At 64.1% G+C, this 20,175-nt stretch carries 14 protein-coding genes; 5 read left to right on the plus strand and 9 right to left on the minus strand.

The genetic code is table 11. The features are described 5' to 3' along the window. Positions 1 to 30: 30 nt before the first annotated feature. A complete protein-coding gene (locus BoBH3_RS19410) occupies positions 31 to 1,158 on the minus strand; it encodes an acyltransferase family protein (RefSeq protein WP_262332477.1) in 1,128 nt (375 codons plus the stop codon). Positions 1,159 to 1,498: 340 nt separating this feature from the next. On the opposite strand from BoBH3_RS19410, the gene BoBH3_RS19415 reads away from it, so the two are divergent. Continuing rightward, the gene (locus BoBH3_RS19415) at positions 1,499 to 2,731 is read left to right on the plus strand and encodes a hypothetical protein (protein ID WP_262332478.1); all 1,233 of its coding nucleotides are present in this window, start codon (positions 1,499 to 1,501) and stop codon (positions 2,729 to 2,731) included. A gap of 16 nt (positions 2,732 to 2,747) precedes the next feature. Here the strand turns inward: BoBH3_RS19415 and BoBH3_RS19420 are convergent, their stop codons facing one another. Further along, positions 2,748 to 3,797 (minus strand): FemAB family XrtA/PEP-CTERM system-associated protein, encoded by a 1,050-nt coding sequence (locus tag BoBH3_RS19420; RefSeq protein WP_262332479.1) that lies wholly within the window; start codon positions 3,795 to 3,797, stop codon positions 2,748 to 2,750. 287 nt (positions 3,798 to 4,084) lie between these two features. Between BoBH3_RS19420 and BoBH3_RS19425 the strand changes: the two genes are divergently transcribed. Further along, positions 4,085 to 5,119, plus strand: a complete 1,035-nt coding sequence (locus BoBH3_RS19425) for an XrtA system polysaccharide deacetylase (protein ID WP_262332480.1) — start codon at positions 4,085 to 4,087, stop codon at positions 5,117 to 5,119. Positions 5,120 to 5,150: 31 nt separating this feature from the next. Here the strand turns inward: BoBH3_RS19425 and BoBH3_RS19430 are convergent, their stop codons facing one another. The 4 genes from BoBH3_RS19430 to BoBH3_RS19445 all read right to left on the minus strand — a co-directional run bounded on the left by BoBH3_RS19430 (position 5,151) and on the right by BoBH3_RS19445 (position 11,206). After that, positions 5,151 to 6,518 carry an oligosaccharide flippase family protein gene (locus BoBH3_RS19430; protein WP_262332481.1) on the minus strand — a complete coding sequence of 456 codons (1,368 nt, stop codon included), beginning with the start codon at positions 6,516 to 6,518 and terminating at the stop codon, positions 5,151 to 5,153. Next, on the minus strand, positions 6,515 to 8,416 hold the full coding sequence (locus BoBH3_RS19435; protein ID WP_262332482.1) for a Wzz/FepE/Etk N-terminal domain-containing protein: 1,902 nt from the start codon (positions 8,414 to 8,416) through the stop codon (positions 6,515 to 6,517). Before BoBH3_RS19435 ends, BoBH3_RS19430 begins: the two co-directional genes overlap by 4 nt. Before the next feature lie 215 nt (positions 8,417 to 8,631). Next, complete coding sequence (locus BoBH3_RS19440) at positions 8,632 to 9,930, minus strand: O-antigen ligase family protein (protein WP_262332483.1); 1,299 nt, start codon at positions 9,928 to 9,930, stop codon at positions 8,632 to 8,634. A gap of 49 nt (positions 9,931 to 9,979) precedes the next feature. Next, on the minus strand, positions 9,980 to 11,206 hold the full coding sequence (locus BoBH3_RS19445; RefSeq protein ID WP_262332484.1) for a glycosyltransferase family 4 protein: 1,227 nt from the start codon (positions 11,204 to 11,206) through the stop codon (positions 9,980 to 9,982). A 649-nt stretch (positions 11,207 to 11,855) separates the two neighbouring features. Here BoBH3_RS19445 and BoBH3_RS19450 point away from each other — a divergent pair. After that, the gene (locus BoBH3_RS19450; RefSeq protein WP_262332485.1) at positions 11,856 to 12,881 is read left to right on the plus strand and encodes a LuxR C-terminal-related transcriptional regulator; all 1,026 of its coding nucleotides are present in this window, start codon (positions 11,856 to 11,858) and stop codon (positions 12,879 to 12,881) included. A gap of 245 nt (positions 12,882 to 13,126) precedes the next feature. Continuing rightward, positions 13,127 to 14,428, plus strand: a complete 1,302-nt coding sequence (locus tag BoBH3_RS19455) for a polysaccharide biosynthesis/export family protein (protein WP_262332486.1) — start codon at positions 13,127 to 13,129, stop codon at positions 14,426 to 14,428. Between the two features lie 155 nt (positions 14,429 to 14,583). Here BoBH3_RS19455 and BoBH3_RS19460 read toward each other — a convergent pair whose 3' ends face one another. The 3 genes from BoBH3_RS19460 to BoBH3_RS19470 are packed head-to-tail and all read right to left on the minus strand — an operon-like array spanning position 14,584 to position 18,189. Then, a complete protein-coding gene (locus BoBH3_RS19460; RefSeq protein WP_262332487.1) occupies positions 14,584 to 15,300 on the minus strand; it encodes a sugar transferase in 717 nt (238 codons plus the stop codon). A gap of 6 nt (positions 15,301 to 15,306) precedes the next feature. Further along, the gene (locus BoBH3_RS19465; RefSeq protein ID WP_262332488.1) at positions 15,307 to 16,560 is read right to left on the minus strand and encodes a DegT/DnrJ/EryC1/StrS family aminotransferase; all 1,254 of its coding nucleotides are present in this window, start codon (positions 16,558 to 16,560) and stop codon (positions 15,307 to 15,309) included. Positions 16,561 to 16,575: 15 nt separating this feature from the next. Continuing rightward, entirely contained in the window at positions 16,576 to 18,189 is a 1,614-nt protein-coding gene (locus BoBH3_RS19470) for an NAD-dependent epimerase/dehydratase family protein (protein ID WP_262332489.1), read from the minus strand. Between the two features lie 1,142 nt (positions 18,190 to 19,331). Here BoBH3_RS19470 and bcsN point away from each other — a divergent pair. After that, positions 19,332 to 20,168: a cellulose biosynthesis protein BcsN gene (gene bcsN, locus BoBH3_RS19475; RefSeq protein WP_262332490.1), complete on the plus strand. Its 837-nt coding sequence runs from the start codon at positions 19,332 to 19,334 to the stop codon at positions 20,166 to 20,168. The last annotated feature ends 7 nt before the right edge of the window (positions 20,169 to 20,175 follow it).

Consider the following 20,175-nt stretch of genomic DNA (forward strand, 5'->3'; position numbering starts at 1 on the left):
GGCGGCAAGGTTAGGTCGGCGCTTTTCGGTCTACACGCGAAACCACGAGCGCACGGCCCGCGTCATCGGCTTCTCCAGGAACTGGCAGACCACAAGCGCCAGTATGACGGCTGCGACGAGAGCAAGCAGGACGAACCCCTGGGGGCCCAGGGTCATCGCCAGCCCGCTCTGGGTAAACATCTCGCGCAACGCGCGGATGGCGAAGGGGTGCACGAGGTAGAGCGAGTAGGAGGCGTCCCCCAACGCAACCACGGACATGTCCATAGCCAGCCAGGTCGATGAGAAGGGACCGAGCACCGCGGCGGCGACCAGCATGGCCGCCGGCAAGCCATAGGCGAGGACCTGCGGCAGCACGAAGGCTCCGTCCGATCTGATGAGATCGGCGTGCAGCAGCAGCAGAGCTGCGATGACAAGGGCGAGACGCGCGGCCCGCGGAAGCAGCCATCCCTTCTCCAGCACCACGGCAAGGGCCATGCCGAGAACGAATTCGAGCACGATCGGGTCGCTCCAGAAGGTCACCTGCGCCGACATGGCCTGCGCGAAGCGCCCGTAGGCCACGATGCCGAAAAGCACGGCCGCGACGGCCATGATCGCCTTATGGCGCGGCAGCAGCAGCGCGCCCGCGAAGACGAGGTAGAAGAACATCTCGTAGTTCAGCGTCCAGCCGAGCGCATAAACCGGATGAAGCACGCCGTTCGGGCCCGGATAGGGAATGAACAGATACGCGGCCAGAATCTCGGCCCAGCCGGGCGCGGCGCGATTGAGCGCCGCCGGAGCCATCTGGCCGATCAGGAGGTAGATGGTGACGATGGCCCAATAGATCGGGACGACGCGTGCGATCCGGCGGGCGAGGAAGATGCGGGGCCCATCGCCGGTCGCGAACAGACTCCGCGACGTATGCACCATGATGAAGCCGGAGATGACGAAGAACAGGTCCACTCCCGCCGGCCAGGGCAGGAGCGTGCTGCCTCGATAGGAGAGGCCAAAGCGCGCAGCCAGGGATTCTGCATCGTACTGGGCATGGTAGAAAACGACTGCGAGCGCAGCGAATATCCGAAGCGCCTGGACGAGGATCAGCCGGGACGAACCGGCCCCCTCCACACGCGACAGGCTCGCCATCTCCGCAACAGGCGACCGGACGCGCGATAGTGTTGGCATGACGTTGTTCTCGCATCCAACCGCAACTGGAGAGCCGACGGCAAATCCTCCCGGGAGGAAAATATTGCCGCTGTTCGGACTCTGAGCCTTTCCAAGTTACTTCGCATGACGGCGCATCGCCTTGGCCAAGCGGGATTATTATTGAAGGGAGGCTTCTGGACGTCGGATTACCTCGTAGGAGTTATGACCGATCCCCCTAATCAGTAACGCCGCGCCGCGCCCAGCGCGGTAACCTGCCGGGACGCGCAGGCTGGCGGGCCTGTGGCACGACGTCGTTGGGTTCTTGCGTTCTTGAGCTTGCCTGCTGTGGGCATTGCGAATGCGCTGAAGGAGAGGCCCCATGAGCAAAAACCTGCCCGCGCTGTCGCTGGGGCTTGGCGCGCTCGTCCTGCTTGCGGCCCTGCAATGGGGCGCCTCGGCCACCGGCGGGCTGGCGGATGCCCGTATTCTGGCGGCTCCCCCCATGTCGCGCCCGGCCTATCTCCAGCCCGTCACCGACCCCACCGTGACCACCGTTCTCACGCGGGTCACCGATCCGGGGCGGCCCATGGCGGCCGGCCTCGTTTGCGATCCGGGCTATTGCAGGCATCGCTATTCCAGCACCCAGGCCTGGAACGCCGACCAGAGTTTGCTGGCGATCACCAAGGGCTGTAACGGATTCTGCTTTCTGGATGGCCAGAGCTATGAGCCCGCCTTTCGTCGTTCCGGCGACGACGATTGCAAGTGGCATCCGACCGATCCGGCGCTCATGATCTGCGTGCGCGCAAACCGCGTCTATTCATGGGCGCCCCGCGCCGACAGCCGGAGCACCATCTACGCGCCGGCGGGATATACCAACCTCCAGTTCGGCCCTTACAAGGGCAATCTCTCTCAGGACGGCAATCGCCTCGTGCTGCGCGCCACCAATGCGGCCGGCGCGCTCGTCGCGTTCGCCTACGATATGGCGGAGCGGAAGAAATACCCCGACATCGAAATCGCGACGCTGCCGGGTCTCAACGACTACTGCGGCATCTCGCCCAGCGGGCGTTACGTCGCCTGCCTGAGCACCAAAGACCGGATCGACATCGCCTCGATCCTCACCGTCGACGGCAAGTTGGTGCAGAGCTGGACCGAGCATCATCGGCCGGGGCATGGCGACATGACGGTCGATGCGGACGGTAGCGAAGTCTATGTCGGCATCAGCAAATCTGACCCCGACAAATGGCACATCATCAAGCGCAGGCTTTCCGACGGCGTCGTCACCAAGCTGGCGCCGGCGGGCTATGGCGCCCATGCCTCGACGCGCAACATCAATCGCCCGGGCTGGGTGTTCGTGAGCTACGAAGGCACCTACGCCAAAGTTCTCGGCGCCTCCGGCTATGCGCCGTTCTATCAGGAGGTGGTGGCGCTCCGCCTCGATGGCAGCGGGGAGGTGCGGCGCATCGCCCAGACGCGAAACGTGGTGGAGAGCTATATCGGCGAGACGCACGCCTCGCCGTCGCCCGATGGATCGCAGGTCGTCTGGTCCAGCAACTGGGGGATCACGGGCGGTCCCGTGGCCGACTATGTCTCCCGCCTGTCCTGGCCCAAATAGCGGGAGGGCGCCGGATTCAGGGGATGCTGCGGACGATCCAGGGGCCCAGCCGGTTGGCGAGCGCCACGGGCATCCGCTTCCAGCAGCGGATCGCGAAGGCATATTTCGGATTACTCGGGTTCAATTCCGGCAGCGCGCTGCCCGTATTGAGCCAATAGTACCAGGACAGCGGGCGGATTTCGGGATTCCACTGCATCTTGAAGCGATAGGTCCCCGAGTCGATCGAGCAGCGGCCGAGATCGAGTTTGCGGGCGCCGAGGCTGCTGGCCCAGTTGATGGCGCTCCAATAGAGAAGCTCGTTCACCTGATGGCTGGATTCGCGGTAATCCGAGCAGATCCACGGCAATTCGACCGTGTCGCCGCGCCTTAGGGCTATGGCGCCCGCGACGGCGCGCCCCTCGCGGCGCACGAGCAGGACGGCCGTGTCCTTCGTCCTGCGCAGGATGTTCCGAAAGAAGGCCGGGCTGTAAACCGGCGTCCCGAGATCGCGCATGTTGAGCGCGAAGACGCGATAGAAATCGTCCAGCGCCTCGTTGCCCTCCACCGAGAAGGCAGCCTCCGCTTTGCCGGCTTTCCTGATCTTGCCGCGCAGGCGCGAACTGAGGCCGGACCAGATCCGCTCCGGGCCGGCGTCGAGATCTATGACGAGCGCGACCTTGTGCTGGCGGAGCCTCCAGCCTGCATCGGCCAGGCTCGTCGATCCGGCCTGTTGCCGCAGCTCGATATGGCGCGCGCCTCTCTTCGCGGCGAGGTTCGCCGCCGCGGTTGCCAATGCCGCCTCGCATTCCGGCGTATCGGCCAGGATGCCGCCCGAGTCGAGGAAGGGCAGGGAGACGAAGAAGTGCCCAAACAACGCGCTTTGCATCTCGACCATCGGCAGGACGCCGCGCACGCGATCACTGTCCCGGACCATCAGATACCAGCTGCGATGGCCGAAGCTGCTCTCGGAAATCTCGCGCCACTCCAGCGCGTGATACGGGGAGGCGCCCGGAGCGCTGTCGACATAGGCCTGCCACTCGTCGTCTCGCCCGGTCTGCGCGAGGTCCAGAACCTCGAGATGCTGCATCGAAGCACGCCGCTCCCCACGCCCGAATTCATTGCGGGCAGACGCTTGATCGAGCCCCTTGCCGCCGCTCCGGGTGCATCATGCGCTGATTTTCGCCCTCAGGGCGGGGCGCATCGGGGGGAGGGTGGCATACCTCCGGTAGGCTTACCCCTTTAGAGACGCAGGCGCGGTGCGGCGGCCATGCTACGAATCCAAGTCTGTGCTTCCAGCCGGGATCCGATGCGGGCAAACCGATGAAACGATCTTCGATGATTGAGCGCCTGACACGTCAGCCCGATCGTCATGACGTGAGCTCCGACATTGCCATGGCTGCCGGGAAGAGCGGGTCGCTCGATCTCGCGGCGAAGCGAGAGGCCGGCCAGTCATCGGCGGCCGGCAAAGGGTCTGCCGGAACTGAATCTGGCCGGGTCGCGCTCTCCATCGATGTCGAGGACTGGTTCCATGCCGCCAATCTGGCGCGCGCGGTTCCGCCCGAGGCATGGGATGCATGCGAGCTGCGGGTCGAACGCAATACGATGCGGATGCTGCAGATCCTCGATGCGGCGAATGTCCGTGCCACCTTCTTCGTGCTGGGCTGGGTGGCCGAGCGCTGCCCGAGGCTCGTGCGCAGCATCGCCGAGGCGGGCCATGAGGTCGCGTGTCATGGCTACGGCCACCAGCTTGTCACCTCGCTCGGGGCAGACGAATTTCGAGCCGACGTATCGCGCGCCAAGCACCATCTCGAGGATCTGCTGGGTGCGCCGGTCCGTGGCTATCGGGCGCCGTCCTTTTCGATCACGGACTGGGCGATCCCGATCCTGCAGGAAGTCGGCTTCGAATACGACTCCTCGGTCGTGCCGACGATCGCGCATGATCGATACGGCAAGCTGACGGGAATGGATGCCGGCCGTCCCGTCACCCTGCTGCGAGAAGGCTTCCACGAGGTCTCGATCTCGTGCCTTCGGCTGGGAAAACGCGGAATTCCCTGGGGAGGCGGAGGCTATTTTCGGCTGGCGCCCTATGCGCTGTGGGTCCAGGGCGTGCGGGCCATCCTGCGCTCCGGACGGCCTTACGTCTTCTATATCCACCCGTGGGAAATCGATGCGGGTCAGCCGCGGGTTTCAGGAATGAAGCCGTTCGAGATGTTTCGCCATCGCATCAACCTCAGCCGTTGCGAGGAGCGCTTCATCGCTCTTGCCGGCGCCTTCCCCTGGACGACGATCGGCGACCTGATCGACGAAGAGAAGCTGAGGGTTCCTGGCGGAAAGCGCTCTGCAGCCAGCATGAGAACGATCGAAACGCTCCAGTCATGCCTGACCTGGTCGCCAGCCTTCTTCTGCTGACCATTTGAAACGCGCCAGCGCGGCTCCTGCCTCAAGCACGATGCGCCAGAATCTGCCGCGTCTTGGCGAGGCCCAACCGAAAAGTCGCGAGCATGTTTGGCGTCAGGGAAAGGCGACGCCAGAGAAACACGGCCATCGCCAGGTTCCAGACGATCAGGGTCGCCGCGGTGCCGATCGCCGCGCCGTTCACGCCGAACAGACTGATCAGCCCGGCACTCACGGCGACATTGCCGACCGCGCTGGACACGAGCAGCACGGCAGCATTCGGCTCGTGTCCCGTCATCGTCATGACGTGAAGCTGCGAGCCGGCTGCAGCCGTCATCATCTGTCCGACGAGGAGAATGCGAAGGGCCGGAATCCCGGCCTCGTAGCCCGGGCCGAACCAGAAGAAGAGCGGCTCGGCCAGAACGAAGATCGCCGTCCCGATCAGGCCCGACGCGATCATGGACCAGCGCGCCGTCGTCGCGATCAGGCTCCGGAGCATGTCGTGCTCGTTTCTGGCGAACAGCCCCGCGATGGTCGGCGCGAACAGGGTGTTGATCGCGACCCGCGGCAGCGCGACCACAAAGGCCATGTTGAACGCCAGGCTGTAGATCCCCGCTGCCCGAGTATCCCCGAACCAGCCGAGCACTATGACACCGGTTCGGTTCAGAAGGGCTTCGGCGGCGGCCATGATGACGAGTGGCAAGGCCGCACGACGCCAGGCCGCGGCGTCATACGCCGGCACCACGCCGTCGACGAAGTCGGGGCGCAGCTTGCGCATCCCGAGCGTGGCAAAGAACAGCGCGACGACGCCACCCACCAGTGTCAGCTGCATCACCGTGAAGGCCTCGAGGCGCCAACCCAGAGCCATGGTTGCGAGAGCGACCAGGGAAACCAGGATCCCGTCCCGCATCAGGCGGTTCGGCGCCACCGCCCACAGCACGCCGCCGAACGCGCGCACGATGGAACTGCGGATCCACAGCAGCGCCAGCACCGGCACCAGCAACAGGCCGATGAGAAAGGTGTCCCTGAGCTGCGTCGACACGTCGCGCACCAGCACGACCCCGGCGCCGGCCAGCATGACGACGATACTGACGGCCAGCGCCCGTCGTTCCGCGTACTGGATAACCCCCCGAAAGAGCGGCCAGGCGCGCTCGGCCTCATAGGCGGGGAGGAAGCGCAGGAGAGCGACATCGAAGCCGAGCGCCGAAACATAGGCCAGGACGATCACCCAGGCTGCCGCATAGGCGTAGATGCCATAGGCATCGACCCCGACGAAACGTGCGATCAGGAGCTGGGAGAAATAGGCCAGCCCGACACCTGCGCTGTAGAGGATGAAGGCCGTCAAGCCGCCGCGGGCGAGACGATGGACAGATCGTCTCTCGAGCTCGTCCTTCCCCATGATGGCACCCGTCATTCCGCCGGGAATGCGACAGGCTTGCCCGGCGCGGCGGGAGGGCGCTGGTCGCCCGGGGCCGAACCCTTGGGCGGCGCTTTGGATCGCCATGCCTTGAGGCCGCGGGCATAGTACCTGCGGTATCTCAGCGTCAGCTCGCCTGCATCGCCGAAGCGGTATTGGGCGTGCCGCTTCACATCGACCTGGGTCAGGATGGCCGTCGTCACCTCGCTCCATTCCTTGCCGAGGCCGCTGGCCTCCCGCAGCAGGCGCGTGGCGCTCCGGGCGACCTCCCGCTTTGTCCCCGCCCACTTCACGGCGAACAGCACGCGGTCCGCCAGGAGGGGCAGCGAGCGTGCTTCCGCGGCGCCGAGCAAGGCCGGGCCATCGATGATCACGCAGTCATAATCGTCCCGCCACTGACGGATCAGGCGTGGCAGGTGCTCGCTGGCGAAGAGCAGCGGATCGACGCTGTTGCGCTGTATCGGCAGGTAGTCGAGCCCGACATCGGCAATGTGCCGGATGGAATCCGCTGGCGCCCGGTTGTGGAAGTGGAGATCGCGGCTTCCTTCTTCGGTCCGGCTGGCGGCATGTAGCTCGGCCAGAAACGAGCCTCGACGAGAATCGAGGTCGACCAGGAGCACGCGCCGGCCGACGCCAGACAGGTAAGTGGCGAGGCTCAGGGCGAGCGTCGACTTTCCTTCCATGGGAACGCTTGAGCTGATCAGGACGACCTTGGAATGCCGGGACTTGGCCGTGATCCTCAACGTCGCGGCCGTCGCTCTTATCGCTTCCGAATAGGCCGAGAACGGCTCTTTCAGCAGATGTTTGTAACGGCGCACCGCACCCATCCGCGCCGTTTTCGGCACGAGACCGATGCAAGGGACGCCGAGCGCCTCGCTCACATCGCGCTCGCTGCGCAAGCCATGGTCCAGCCGATCCCTGACGACCCCGAATGCGCAGGCGCCGATCGCGAAGATCAGCGATGCCGGAAGGATGAAGAGCAGCGGATTGGAGGAGCTCGGCCGCTCCGGGGCCTTTGCGAATGACGAGACGCTGACATCGGGCGAGATGAACTCGATCTCGCTGCGAAGCTCGTCTTGCCGCCTGACCAGCGTCGCCAGAACTTGCGCGGCCGATCGGGCATTCTCCGCCTCTTCCTTGAGCCCGCCGATGCGTTCGCTGATGCGCGCCAGTTCGAGGGTCATCCATTCCCGCTTCTGCGTGTTGCGGGCGTCGACGTAGATTTCGGCTATTCGGTTCGTCACCGCAGCCGCCTGTTCCGGGTTCTTCGACGTGAACGCGATGCTGATGAGGCGGGAGCGGCGTGTCTGCAGGATCTTCGAGTCGTGCTCGAGCTGCCGGACGGTCAGGGACGCGCTGCGCTTCTCGCCGAAGCCGCTCCACATTTCCAGGCGCCGTGCGAACTCCGCCAGACTCCAGCCATCGTCAAGGTTCGAGGCGGGTTCGATGGGCTCGCCGGCATCGACCGGCAGCGGCGCCGGCTGCGCGCTCGCGGCGTCCCCGGGGACCAGGCTGTCGAGCACGCGCGCCATCTGATCGCGAGAGCTGAGCCGCGCGATATGCGTGTCGATGATCATTTCTTCTTCGGTGGGGAGGGGCCGGACACCGGCCGCGTTGCGTTGCGGCGGCTCCACCGCGATCTCGGCAACGGCCGTATACCGCGGCGGGATCGACAGCCCGACCGCGATCGCCAGCACGGCCCCGAGCACGGCGACGGTCAGGATCATTCTCCGCCGGCGCCAGAGCACGCGGACGACATCCAGAAACTGCTGGTCCGGAACGACCGGTTCCGGGGTGGTGACGGCGGGGTGGGTTTTGGCCCGGCGCGGAGCCGGGCGCAGTCTGCCAGGCTCGATCGGCTCGCCTTTGGCTGGGTCATTGACGGTCTGCAGCATGACTCGAGCCTCGACGGTTCACGGACGGGCGACGAAAGGCCAACAGGGCCGCGCACAAATGCGGCCGGACAAATCCTGGCGCTGCGCCTTCCAGCGCGCGCTTTGCATCTTCGCTGCTCCGGCTCTTCGATGGCGTCATCGAGCCGCTCTCGGAAAGCCGGCAGGTGCCGCCCGCATCCAAGACGCCGAGGATACCATTGGCGCCGCCTGCGATGTCAGTCACTCTTTCGGGGGATCGCCTGATGCCGCGCCGCGTCGCCCGCCACCAGGCAGACCGCGACGGCAAACCAGAAAATCGGATGGCGTATGATGAAGTGGAAGACGCTGAAGATCGCGAGGCCGAAGATCAGGGTGGTCAGGCCGTCCAATCTGGCTGCCCAGGTCCCGGCGAGCAGCACTGCGCCAAGGCCGGCGACGCTGAGGATTCCGAGCAGGCCACTCTGCGTGAACAGGTCGAGCAGCGTGTTGTGCGCTTCGAAATTGGGCAGGAAGCCCGGCTTCGGCTGATCGGAATACTTCAAGGCTTCCGCCGAGCGGGACCCCAGCACGACCGGGAAGGGGCTCGCGATGTGGGGAGCCGGCCCCAGCCCCATCAGGCCTGAGGCGAGCCCTCGTTCGATCGCGGCGCCCCAGATGGTGAACCGAAGCGATGCCGAGCGCTCGGTGTCCGCCTCCTCGCCCCGGGCCATCTCCCGCGCGACATCCCTGGCTTCCGCCTTGATCGTGTTGACGAGCGGAACCGTCGCCATCACCGCGGCTGGAAGAGCCAGAATGACGAGCCACGCCAGGGCGGGGCGAAAGCTGGGCTTCGCCTCGCCCACCCAGCTACGGAGCTTCAGCACGACGAAGATCGGCACGCTGCAGACGAGAACCAGGGCGAAGGAATCGCTCAGCGTCAGCCTTCCGACCCAGATGGCGACGCCGCCGCAGGCGACCGCGGCAATGCGTTCAACCGTTCGCGTAGCGACTTCGGCGAGATGGAGCGACAGCAGGGTCAGCACTGCGCAGAGCAGGGCGAGCTGGTTCGCATTCGTCGACCAGCCGCGAAAGCGCGTGTTCCAGTACCAGGGATCGACCGCCGGGATGTCGATCACGCCATAGCCGTGGGCCGCCTGGAGCAGGAGAAATACGGCCCCCAGCGAGGCCACCATCCAGGTCATTCGATGCAGGCGCGGGCCGGCGTCGGGGCCGACGACGATCAGGCTGCTCACGATCGTCAGCAGCGTGTAGGCCATCACATTGTGAAGGAGCAGGCCCCGGTCGTGAACATCCCCGATGAGGTAGCCCGTCATCGTGCCGAGGCTCTGGGCCACGGCGAAAGCAGCCCAGAAGATCAACAGGATCGTCAGCGGGGGAGTCATCGGTGGCCCGAGCCTGGCGAGTTCACGGCCCGCCGCGAGAAAGACCCAGGCCAGTATCAATATTTCGCCAGGCCCGAGCGGAAGACTTGTCGGCCTCAGTTGGGAAGCGGTCGACAACAAGAGGCCGGAAGCCAGAAGCAGATCGATCACCATCGCAATCTCTTCAGCTCGTCTTCAGGCGCCTGAACATGCCGCCCTCGCTTCATTCCTCGACCAGCCGCACCGGATCGTCCTGGTGCAGATTGCGGTCCGCCCCGTTCAGCGCCGTCTTCACCGGAGCCTGGCGCAAGCCGCTCGCCAGCTGCCTGTAGAGGGAGGCGTAGCGCTCGACGATCACCTCGAGATTGAACTCGCTCCGGACCAGCGCGGCAGCCCGCGCGCCCATCGACGCGGCGAGCTCGCGATCCTGCAGCAGTTCGAGAATCCGGCCGGTGAGTTGCTCGGGGGAATGCGGCGCGACCAGATAGCCGTTCCAGCCATCGCGAACGACATCCCGGCAGCCCGGCATGCGCGTGGTCACGATCGGTCGCGACGCGACGGCCGCTTCGAGAAGCGCACGTGGAATGCCCTCGCGGTACTCCGTCGGGAGAACGAACAGATCCGCCATGTTCAGCAGAGACGGCACATCGGAGCGCGGGCCGAGGGAGATCACATAGGGCTTGTGGCGATCGATCTCGGCCTGCGTCACGGCAAGCGGACCCTCGCTGTCCCGTGGACCCACCAGCAGGAAGCGCACATTGGGGCGAAGTCGGTGAATCGCTGCCGCGGCCTCGAGGAGGGTCGGTATCCCCTTTTGCCGCGTTATGCGCGAAACGGTGACGACGACTTCCTGGCCGGCGAGGCCCAGCTTCTGGCGAAGCTCTTCCGGCGCAGGCCCCTCGGCGACCGCACGATCGAACCTGCCGACATCGACGCCGGACCCCGGGATCAACTGCCCGGGGCTGGCCCCCATGAGCTTGTTGCGCTCGAAGAACCCCTGGTCGTCGACGTTCTGAAACACCATCGCCGTCGTCGATGCCGCGGCCAGCCGCTGGATGGCCCGCCAGATCGGACGGAAGAACAGCGCCTTCGGCGAACGCGATGAGTAGAGATAGGCCAGGCCATTGATCGTGCAGACGACGCGCACGCCCGGAATGCCCCGCGCCGCCAGCGGCACCAGCAGGTTTGGCTTGGTGTCGAAGCTTTGCACGATCTCGGGGCGGACAGTCGCGATCAGCTTCATGAGAGCCGTACGCGACGCCAGGTCCGCCAGCGGGGCGACGAACCGATCAAAGTGAAAAGGGTGGTATTCGATCCCGGCGCTCGCGAACGGCTCAGGTTCCGCCGTCGCAGCGGCGCTCACGCGAAACCCGCGCTCCTGCAGAGCCAGGAGAAAAGGGATGCGCAACGCGTGGTCCTCGCCTCCGATGCAAAGCACGTGCGGTGTCATGTTCCTGCACCCGCTTCTGAGGACGTCGGACCGCCTGTCCCTGAGGGTTGGCGCATTGTGCGGTGCGAAGCTTTGTTCATTCGCTTCAGGCCTTCGATTGGCAGATTCCGCGCGAATTCAAGCGGCAGAGCTCTGTTTGCCGTTCACAATCAGTAACACGGTAGCGTATTGGGCGCTGGCGTATGACGGGGTATACCTATTCCGAGGTAGGCCGGTACTTTGGCGCACTGCACGCGATGCTCTCGGCGGCGCTGGTTCTGTTCGACGAACGGCGTTTCTCGGCGAGGGGTCCTCTAGAGTTTGCACTAGACACTCGTCGATCCAACAGGCAGACTTTTGTCTATCGGGCCGTCGGACCTTGGACTCTTGCCGTCTCTGCACGAAACGATGCATCAATTGATGCAGCATGGAATCCAAGATTCACGGGGTCTAAGCTTTAGCGATCTCGTTCAAATACGAGGATGATCGCATGGGTGTCGTTGAATTGTAATTATCAATTTTCTCAGACATCATCGCAGAAGTAAATTCTTCGATGAATATGATAATATATAATATACAGATCGTCTGATAATAACATACTAAACGAAGATGATTTCAATCCGGCCTCTCGTTAATAATAAAATACAATTTGAGCCGCATTGTTGACAAAATGAAAAACACCAACAATCCCGAAGAGAGAATTGCTTGTCTTGAGCCGTTAGACGGCAAAGCCGAGGAGGTTATCATGGAACCGATAGGGGCCGTTCTCGTGGGCTCAGATGCCCTTCTCCGAGAAGGGCTGGCTCGCGTTCTGACGACTGCGGAATTCAAGATTATGGCATCCCGCCCGCGGATCGACACCAATATCACTGATTTGATAGCGCAAGGTCATATCAATCTATTGATCGTCGATATTGCTGATGATTTTGAAGCAGCCATCGAGCAAGTCGCTCATTTCAAAGGATCTTGCCCTTCCGGACGGGTCGCGATGCTGGCTCATCGGCACCGACTCACTGAGATGCTGTCGGCATTCCGGGCCGGAGCCAACGCCTACTTCGTCAAGATCGCCACCTGTGAGGCTTTCATAAAATCGCTCGAGCTGGTCATGCTTGGCGAAACGGTTCTGCCTTCGGCGATATTGACGATCCTCGATGACGAAAAAGATCAGCAGGCTGCCCGGCGGATCAATCTTGACGAACAGGACGAAAATGACGGCCACCGTCGCGACTATCTCCATTTGAGACAGACTAGATTTGCCAGCTGCGACGACGATGAGAATGGAATGCAGGAAGTCGGGCAAGTTGTCGGCGCTTATAATTCGCGCTTGTCGGCGAGGCACAAATCTATTCTCGGGTGTCTCATCGAGGGAGACTCGAACAAGACCATAGCGCGCAAGATGAGCATCGCGGAAGCGACCGTGAAGGTGCATGTCAAAGCGATCCTGCGCCGGATCCACGTTCACAACCGCACGCAAGCTGCGATCTGGGCCGTGAACAGCGGATTGTTCCTCCGGGCGAGGGATGTCGACGGCGCTGCCGCGATGCCCGCCTCGTCGCCCGCATTCGGTGTGGGCGTCTCGCCGTCGGCGCTGGCCAATGGATCGTCGCAGGTCGCGGAAACCAATGGAACGAGGCATGTCATGCTGGCCGGCCTCGATCTGGAGGTCCGCAACGTGGTTCACCGGAGCGACGGCTGACATGCGCGAGCGGGCAACCTCCCAGGTTCGGAGCATTACCCATCGTCGGGCCGCGTTCCGCCGATGGGGCAGGGGTAGTCGCCACATCGCCGGCACGGCGCCCTCCTTCGCGGGCCATTGTGTTTGGCTGGAAGCGCGGGCCCCGACCACCGCCTGAAGCAAGGGGTATTCTCATGCTGCGAGTTCGACGGCCCGCTCGACCGGGCGATCTGGCCTCCCGGATGCTTCCGACCGGGTTGGGCCGCATGGGAGTGGCGACCTTGGCTGTCGCCTGCGCCTTGGGCTGGGTCGGCGCGGCAAATGCCGATTATCGCGTAGGGGTCGGAGATGTCATCGAGGTTCTCGTCGCCCGCATTCCCGAACTGCAGCGCCGCGTGACGGTGCAGCCGGATGGCCGCATCTCCTTCCCGGCTCTCGGCAGCGTGTCGGTCGTCGGTCTTTATCCCTCCGAGATGGAGGCGAGAATCCAGGCCAGGCTCGCCACCAAGATATTCCGGCAGAGATCGTCGGACGGGCGCGAATACGCGATGGCGATCGAGGCCGATGAGGTCACTGCCAGCGTGGTTCAGTACCGGCCCATCTATGTCAAAGGTGACGTGGCGAAATCGGGTGAGTTGCCCTTCCGCCCCCAGATGACGGTGCGCGAGCTCGTGGCCCTCGCCGGCGGCTACGACGTGCTGCGGCAACGATCCGAGAATCCCCTTCTCCTGACCGCGGAGTTGGGCACCGAAATCGAGGGCCTCTGGGTCGAGCTCGCTCGAACGGAGGCGCGGATCCTGCGGCTGAACGCGGTGCTGGCGGGCAAGGATTCGATAGAGGCCGATCGCCTGACGCCTTCACCCGTCCCTCCTCATAGGATCAAGGAGATCCTGGAGCTGGAAGCCAATCAGCTGAAGGCCGACAAGGCCGACTATGAACGCGAGAAGACCTATCTCGGCCGCTCCATCAAGAAGGCCGAGGAGCAGGCAAAGCTGCTCGCCGCCCAGGAGGCGACGGAAGACAAGGGGACGGTGGCCGACGTCGAGGAACTGAAAAAGGTGGAGGAGCTGTTCGGCAAGGGAGCCTTGCCGAGCCCGCGGGTGACGGACGCGCGCCGCGCGGTCCTTCTGTCCTCGACCCGTAAATTGCAGACGGGCGCGCAGCTGATGGAGGTGAGGAAGCGCCAGGACGAATCCTCCAGGCAGCTCGAGCGCCTCGACGACCAGCGCAGGATCAGATTTCTGCAGGAATTGCGGGACGCGCGGGTGGCGCTCAATCAAATTCAGGTGAGGCTCCGGGTAGGAGGCGAAAAGCTTTCATACCTGACGCGCGACCGGGACTTCCGGCCCGAGCTGTCCATCATCAGGAGGGGCGAGAAGGGCCGCGAAACCATTCCGGCGAATGAGGATTCCGAGCTTCAGCCCGGCGATGTGGTCGAAGTGTCGTTGCGATCCGAACTCACCATGGACATGCCGACGGCGGCGACCAGCGTCGCGGCAGGCGATCAGCTGACGGCCGGGAGCAATGCCGTCGCTCCGAATGCCGGCGTCGCGCGCGCGCCGAAATAAAGATCGCTAAAAAGGTCGGGCGGCCGGTTCGAAGAACCGCACCGCGAAGCTCATGCTTTCGTGATCCGTCAGCATTCTGTGGGGCCCGGCGAGGGCCCCGGATCGGCGCCGCTGCACCGGGCTGTCCCGGGCAAGTGCTGCATGTTCGCCAAATATCAGCGCGTCAGCGGGTTCAGGTTTGTGCGATCAGGCGCGAGTTTGCTTTCAATCCCCAACCACCTCGGCACCTGTCCGGTCGCCAGGAGCAGGACGGTCGCGAGGATGATACGCAGATCGTTCAGCACGCCGATGTCGCGGCTGTAGCGTTCGTAATGGGCGAATTTGATCGGCATGATGCGGTGGCGATAGAAGCTGATGGGGTCTTCGTCGCCATCGAGCAGGGCGCTCTCGTCGCGAAAGAGGATCGCCGCGTAATCCGTCATACCGGGCCGCATCGACAGAATGACGGCGCTCTGCTCCGGCGCGTAGTATCTCATGAATTCAGGCACTTCGGGCCGCGGCCCCACGAGTGACATGTCGCCGGACAGGACATTGATGAGTTGCGGCAGCTCGTCGAGCTTCGTCCTCCTCAAAAACGCGCCGATGCGCGTCACCCGTTTGTCCGCGCGCACCGTCAGCGCGGAGCCGCTCGCCGCCACGGTCATCGACCGGAATTTGAAGATCCGGAACGGATGGCCGTGCCGTCCCGATCGCTCCTGGCGAAAGAACACCGGGCCGGGGCTGTCCAGCTTGATTGCGAGCGCGACGAGCGGAAACAGCGGCAGAAGGATCACGAGGCCCAGAGCCGATCCCGCGACATCCAGGGCGCGCTTGAGCGCCAGCATCAGCGGTGACGCCGGAGCCGTGCTCGGATGATCGTCGCAGACGGACATCGCTGATCACTCCAGGATGTCGCGAACCGCATCGACGACGCGATCGACCTCGTCGTCGGACATGCCGGGGAACAGCGGCAACGTCACCGCGCCGGCGAAATATCGGTCGGCGACAGGAAAATCGCCGGTCTTGCAACCGTAGCGTTCCTTCCAGTAGCTCAATTCGTGCAAGGGCCGGTAATGGACCGATGTGCCGATGCCTTCGGCCGCCAGGCCCGCGATCAGCGCATCCCGATCGGCGGGCGCATCTTCATGAACCCGGATCGGGAACATGTGCCAGGCGTGAAGCCCGCCCCGAGGTGCCGGCGCCGGACATTCGACCGGCAGGTCGGCGAGCTTTTCGAGATAGCGTTCGGCCGCCCGTTGCCGGGATGCCTGGAAGACCTCCGCCTGCGAGAGCTGGACGACGCCGACGGCGGCGGCGACATCGGTGAGGTTGTATTTGAAGCCCGGCGCGACGACGTCGTAGGACCATGAGGCCCCGACCCTGCGGAAGCGGTCGAAGGCATCCCGGTCGAGCCCATGCGTGCGCATGGTGCGGGTCCGTGCGGCGATCTTCGGATCCCGCGTGATGATCATGCCGCCTTCGCCGGTGGTGATCGGCTTGCTCGCATAGCAGCTGAACACCGTCGCGTCGGATTCCCAGGAGCCGATCAGGCGGCCATCGCAGCGTGTCGGCAGGGCGTGCGCGGCATCCTCGATCACGCGCAGGCCATGACGGCGGGCAAAGTCCAGGACCCGCTCCATGTCACAGGGATAGCCGGCGAAATGCACCGGCATGATCGCCTTGCAGCGCGGCGTCAGGCGCCGCTCGGCCTGGTCGAGATCGATGCAGCGCGTGCCTTCCTCCACGTCGACGAGCACGACTTCGGCGCCGAGATAGCGAATGACCGCGGCCGTCGCCGTGAAGGTGAGTGTCGGAACGAGAACTTCGTCGCCCGGGCCGATGCCGCAGGCCTCCGCGGCGAGATGGAGTCCGGCGGTCGCCGAATTGACCGCTATCCCCTCCGCATCGTCGCCCATCAAGGCCGCGAAGCATTGCTCGAACTCGCGGGCCTTGGCGCCCGTGGTGAGCCATCCCGAGCGCAGCACGGCCACCGCGGCCTCGATCTCACGCTCCCCGATGATCGGCCGGAAGCATGGGATATTCTGGCGCAGAGCCGGAGCGTCCGCCGGCTTTGTCTCGGACCGATGCCCGATCTGGGCCGGCGCTCTCAAATCCAGCACAGTGTCCTTGGATGTCTCGTAGTACCTCATCATCGTCCCCCCAGCGGGTTATCTCGCCGCGCCGCGTGCGAATTTATGCAGGTTCATCATCTCGGTTTCCCAGCCATGGATGCTGAAATCAGAGAATTTCTGAATTCCGCATTCCTTCAGATAGAGGGCGTTGCTGTATTCGGGCATCGAATAGTCGCCGACCCGATTGGACCTGACCAGAGATATGACTTGCGCTATGCCGCGCTCGACTGTCCAATCCGGCTTGAAGCCTATCTGCGAGTGGATCTTGTCGAACGAGACGCGATAGTTCCGCTTGTCGACGAACGTATCGTCCGAGGTGATCCTGGCGTCGGGAACCTGTCCTTGGATCAGCTCGGCAATTTCGCCCAATGTGTAGTTCTGCTCGTTGCTGCCGACGTTGAAGCATTCGCCCGCCACCTGATGTGCCGGGGCTGCCAGCGTCATGGCTACGGCTCGCGCGACGTCGTCGACATGGACGAAGGGGCGCCACTGATCCGCGCCGAAGACCGTGATCACCCCGTCGCGCACGGCCTTGGCGCAGAGCAGGTTGACCACCAGGTCGAAGCGCGTCCTTCCGGAAATGCCGTAGATCGTCGCGAACCGCAGGCAGGTGACGGAAAAGTCGGAATCGTTGAGGCCTCTCAGGACGGCTTCCGATGCCACCTTGCTTTGCGCGTAGAGGGACTGCGGATTGAACGAGGATTCCTCGTCCACGATCTCGTCGCTGGCCCCGTAGACCGAGCACGAGCTGGCGAAGATGAACCGGCGCACGCCCCTGGCCTTCGCGATCTCGGCGATGACCTTGGTCGCCGTCACGTTGATGTCGACCGTCAGATCCGCATTGACCGCACAGGCCGGATCGCCCACCAGCCCGCCCAGATGAATGACCGAGTCGGTGCCGTTGACGGCACGCGTGAGCGCCTCGATATGGCGGAAATCCTCGCGGATCAGCGTGAAGTTCGGGTGGCTCCAGACGCGTGAAAGGGGTTCGTCGCCGTAATGCATGGCATCCAGGACCGAAACCCGCAGGCCCTGGTCGAGCAGTTTCTCCACGAGTGCCGAACCGATATAGCCGCCGCCGCCGATCACCAGGACATTGTCCTCGCGCACGTCGCGACCTTCCTCGCCGACCGCGATCTCGCTACTCCGCAGCTGCTCCAGGCGCAGGGCCCGGTCTTCCGACCGCACGACGAAGGAAACCACGCGGGCCAGCGAAAGAAGCAGCGTCGACCCCAGCACGGTTGCGACCAGCAAGGACAATGTCAGGCCGCTCGAGGCCTCTGTGATCAGCAGTATCGCGCCGGCTGCGATGAAGAACGCGACGTTGACGCCGCCGATCCGCCCGAGCTTTGCCTGCAGGCTGTAGCCTTGGTTGCGGTCGTAAAGGCCCAATCCGACCGATACGAACAGAGCCAGCACGGAGCATAACGCGACCGTCAGAACGATGTGCAGGGATTCGCGCGAAGCCAGCGCCCAGATGTCGTGCTCCTCGACGATGATCCAGCTCAACAGGAACGCCATCCAGATCGCCGTCGTATCGACGGCGGCGCGCAGGATCGGGCCCATCTGCGGAACCAGCAGGGCTGGGCTGTGCGGGATCCCGGACATCGAGAACGAACTTGGAAGTCGCCGCGGCGTCGTCATGGACATGGTCGATCTCCCCCCGCATCGAGCGCCGGTCGACTACGCCGCCTGGATCCGCTCAATGCGCGGAAGTGCCGGCATATGACCTCGATACTGAGGATAGTAGCCGCGCCGGCGCCCGGGCCCTTTGACTAAACAGGCTTATGATCAGTATGCGCTCCGCAACGGCTTCAAGCTGGCGGCATTCCCCAAACGAGTAGCGCCGGAAGGCCCTTCGGCCATGCAACTGGCCTGGCGGGTCGGCTTCGCGGCCGAACAGCCCTCGGTCTTCGCTCACCTCACCATGGGGGCCGTATCCGACAGTGGCTGGTCCCGGCCGGCTTCTGCGTGGCGCAGGTGATCATTGGCTCGCCGTCCAGCGCCTGCATGAGGAGCCCCTGCAACATCCGGGAGGCTCGCGGAGCGCGAACCAGCGGCGGGGAGATGTTGGGGGTTGAGTGCCAGAGATCGTCGATTTCGCAACAAAATCGTTCGCTTAGCGCAATAAATCTGGCGGACAGAGCGTCCGTCGAACTCCTTTGCGCTGCAGGTCGAAAGAGATCGGTTCAGGGCAGCGTGGTAGCCGCGACCAAGTTAGTGCTTTGCCAGCGCCAATGGTTTGAGCGCTACGACACACCGATGCTGACGATCTTCGACAACTGGATCTGGCCGTTGGGCGCGGATTTCGAGCCGCGCTGGTGCCTGGTGCTATCGCAGTACACACGGCTGGCAGAGATCCGGTAACGCCCGCAACGGAAACTGAAAACCAGCTCTAGAGTGCGCCGCCTGATCGACCGCCTGAAGCGCGTCCGCTGTCGGGCAAAGTGCCAACTTCCACTTCTGGCGCGGCTGCAGCTGGGTCGTTCCGCCGAGGACACGCTGTTTGGGCTGCATCGACCTTCAATCCCCTTTCGGGCCGGGAAAAGTCGAGCGGCAGCAGCCGGAGCAGTTGGAATTATCAAACGAATCGATTCTACTGCGTTAGGGGGTATACGATGGCGAGTGTGTTTGTATTGGCCGCCGAAAGGTGAACACGCGCCGATTTTGAGTATCGATACCCAAGAAATGACCACGCAGAGCAAAATTCGGGCGCATCTCCCATGAGCGTTTCCGCTCAGTTCCCCGATATGCGTTCAGCCGCGCCACGCCTTGCCTGCTGGCGAATTGCAATGTCTGTCGCGTCGGCCTGCCTGTGCTTGGCCGCCTGTGCCGAGCACAAGCTCGCTAGCTCCGAACTGATCACCGCTTCCCGCGCCGTCAGCGTCGATCCGAGCCGGGCACTGGTCGTCCTCGGTCCCGGGAGCCTACCAACGACCGGCGTCACCCAGCGAACCTATGACAACGCCATTTCCCAGGTGATTTCTCTGAGGACGCGGGGCCGGACGCCCGGAGAAAATACTATCCATGCCGCCTTTGTGACCGCAGCCGACCTTCCGGACAACGAGGGCGTGGAGGGGCATCTGCTAAGGGCGCCCGGAATCGACGATTTCACCATCGCCCAAGAGATGGAAGAGCGCCTGCCGGGTGTGCCCATGGCGCCATCGGCCCTGTTCGTTCAGAACAAATATGGCCCCTTCGGCTACGCCTTCGGTCGCAGCGCGGCGGGCGATGCCTGCATTTACGCATGGCAGCGCATGGCGAGCAGCGACCGCATCTTCCTGCCGCGATCCGGCGTGGCCTCGGTGCGCATAAGGGTCTGCGACCCTGTCGCGACGGAAGCCGCCCTGCTGCGGCTGGCCTATGACTATTCGCTCAACGCCTCGCTGCGGCGGCCGGGCTGGAACCCGATCGGAGATGCGCCATCGCCGGCGCCGGAGCTCGGGAAGGCCGGAGCCCCGATCTATCCTGTGCCGCTGACCTCCTTCCCGGCAGCCTCCGAGCGCACTCAGCCCGTGCGGCCACGCCCTGCACGGGCACCGCGCGCAGAGCCTGAGAGCATATCCGAGCCCGTCCCCACTAGACCTCTGGAAGGATATCCGGCCGTTCCGCCACCACCCACGCCCTGACCGAAAC

The sequence above is a fragment of the Allobosea sp. BH3 genome (assembly GCF_025499465.1).
Lineage (GTDB): Bacteria > Pseudomonadota > Alphaproteobacteria > Rhizobiales > Beijerinckiaceae > Allobosea.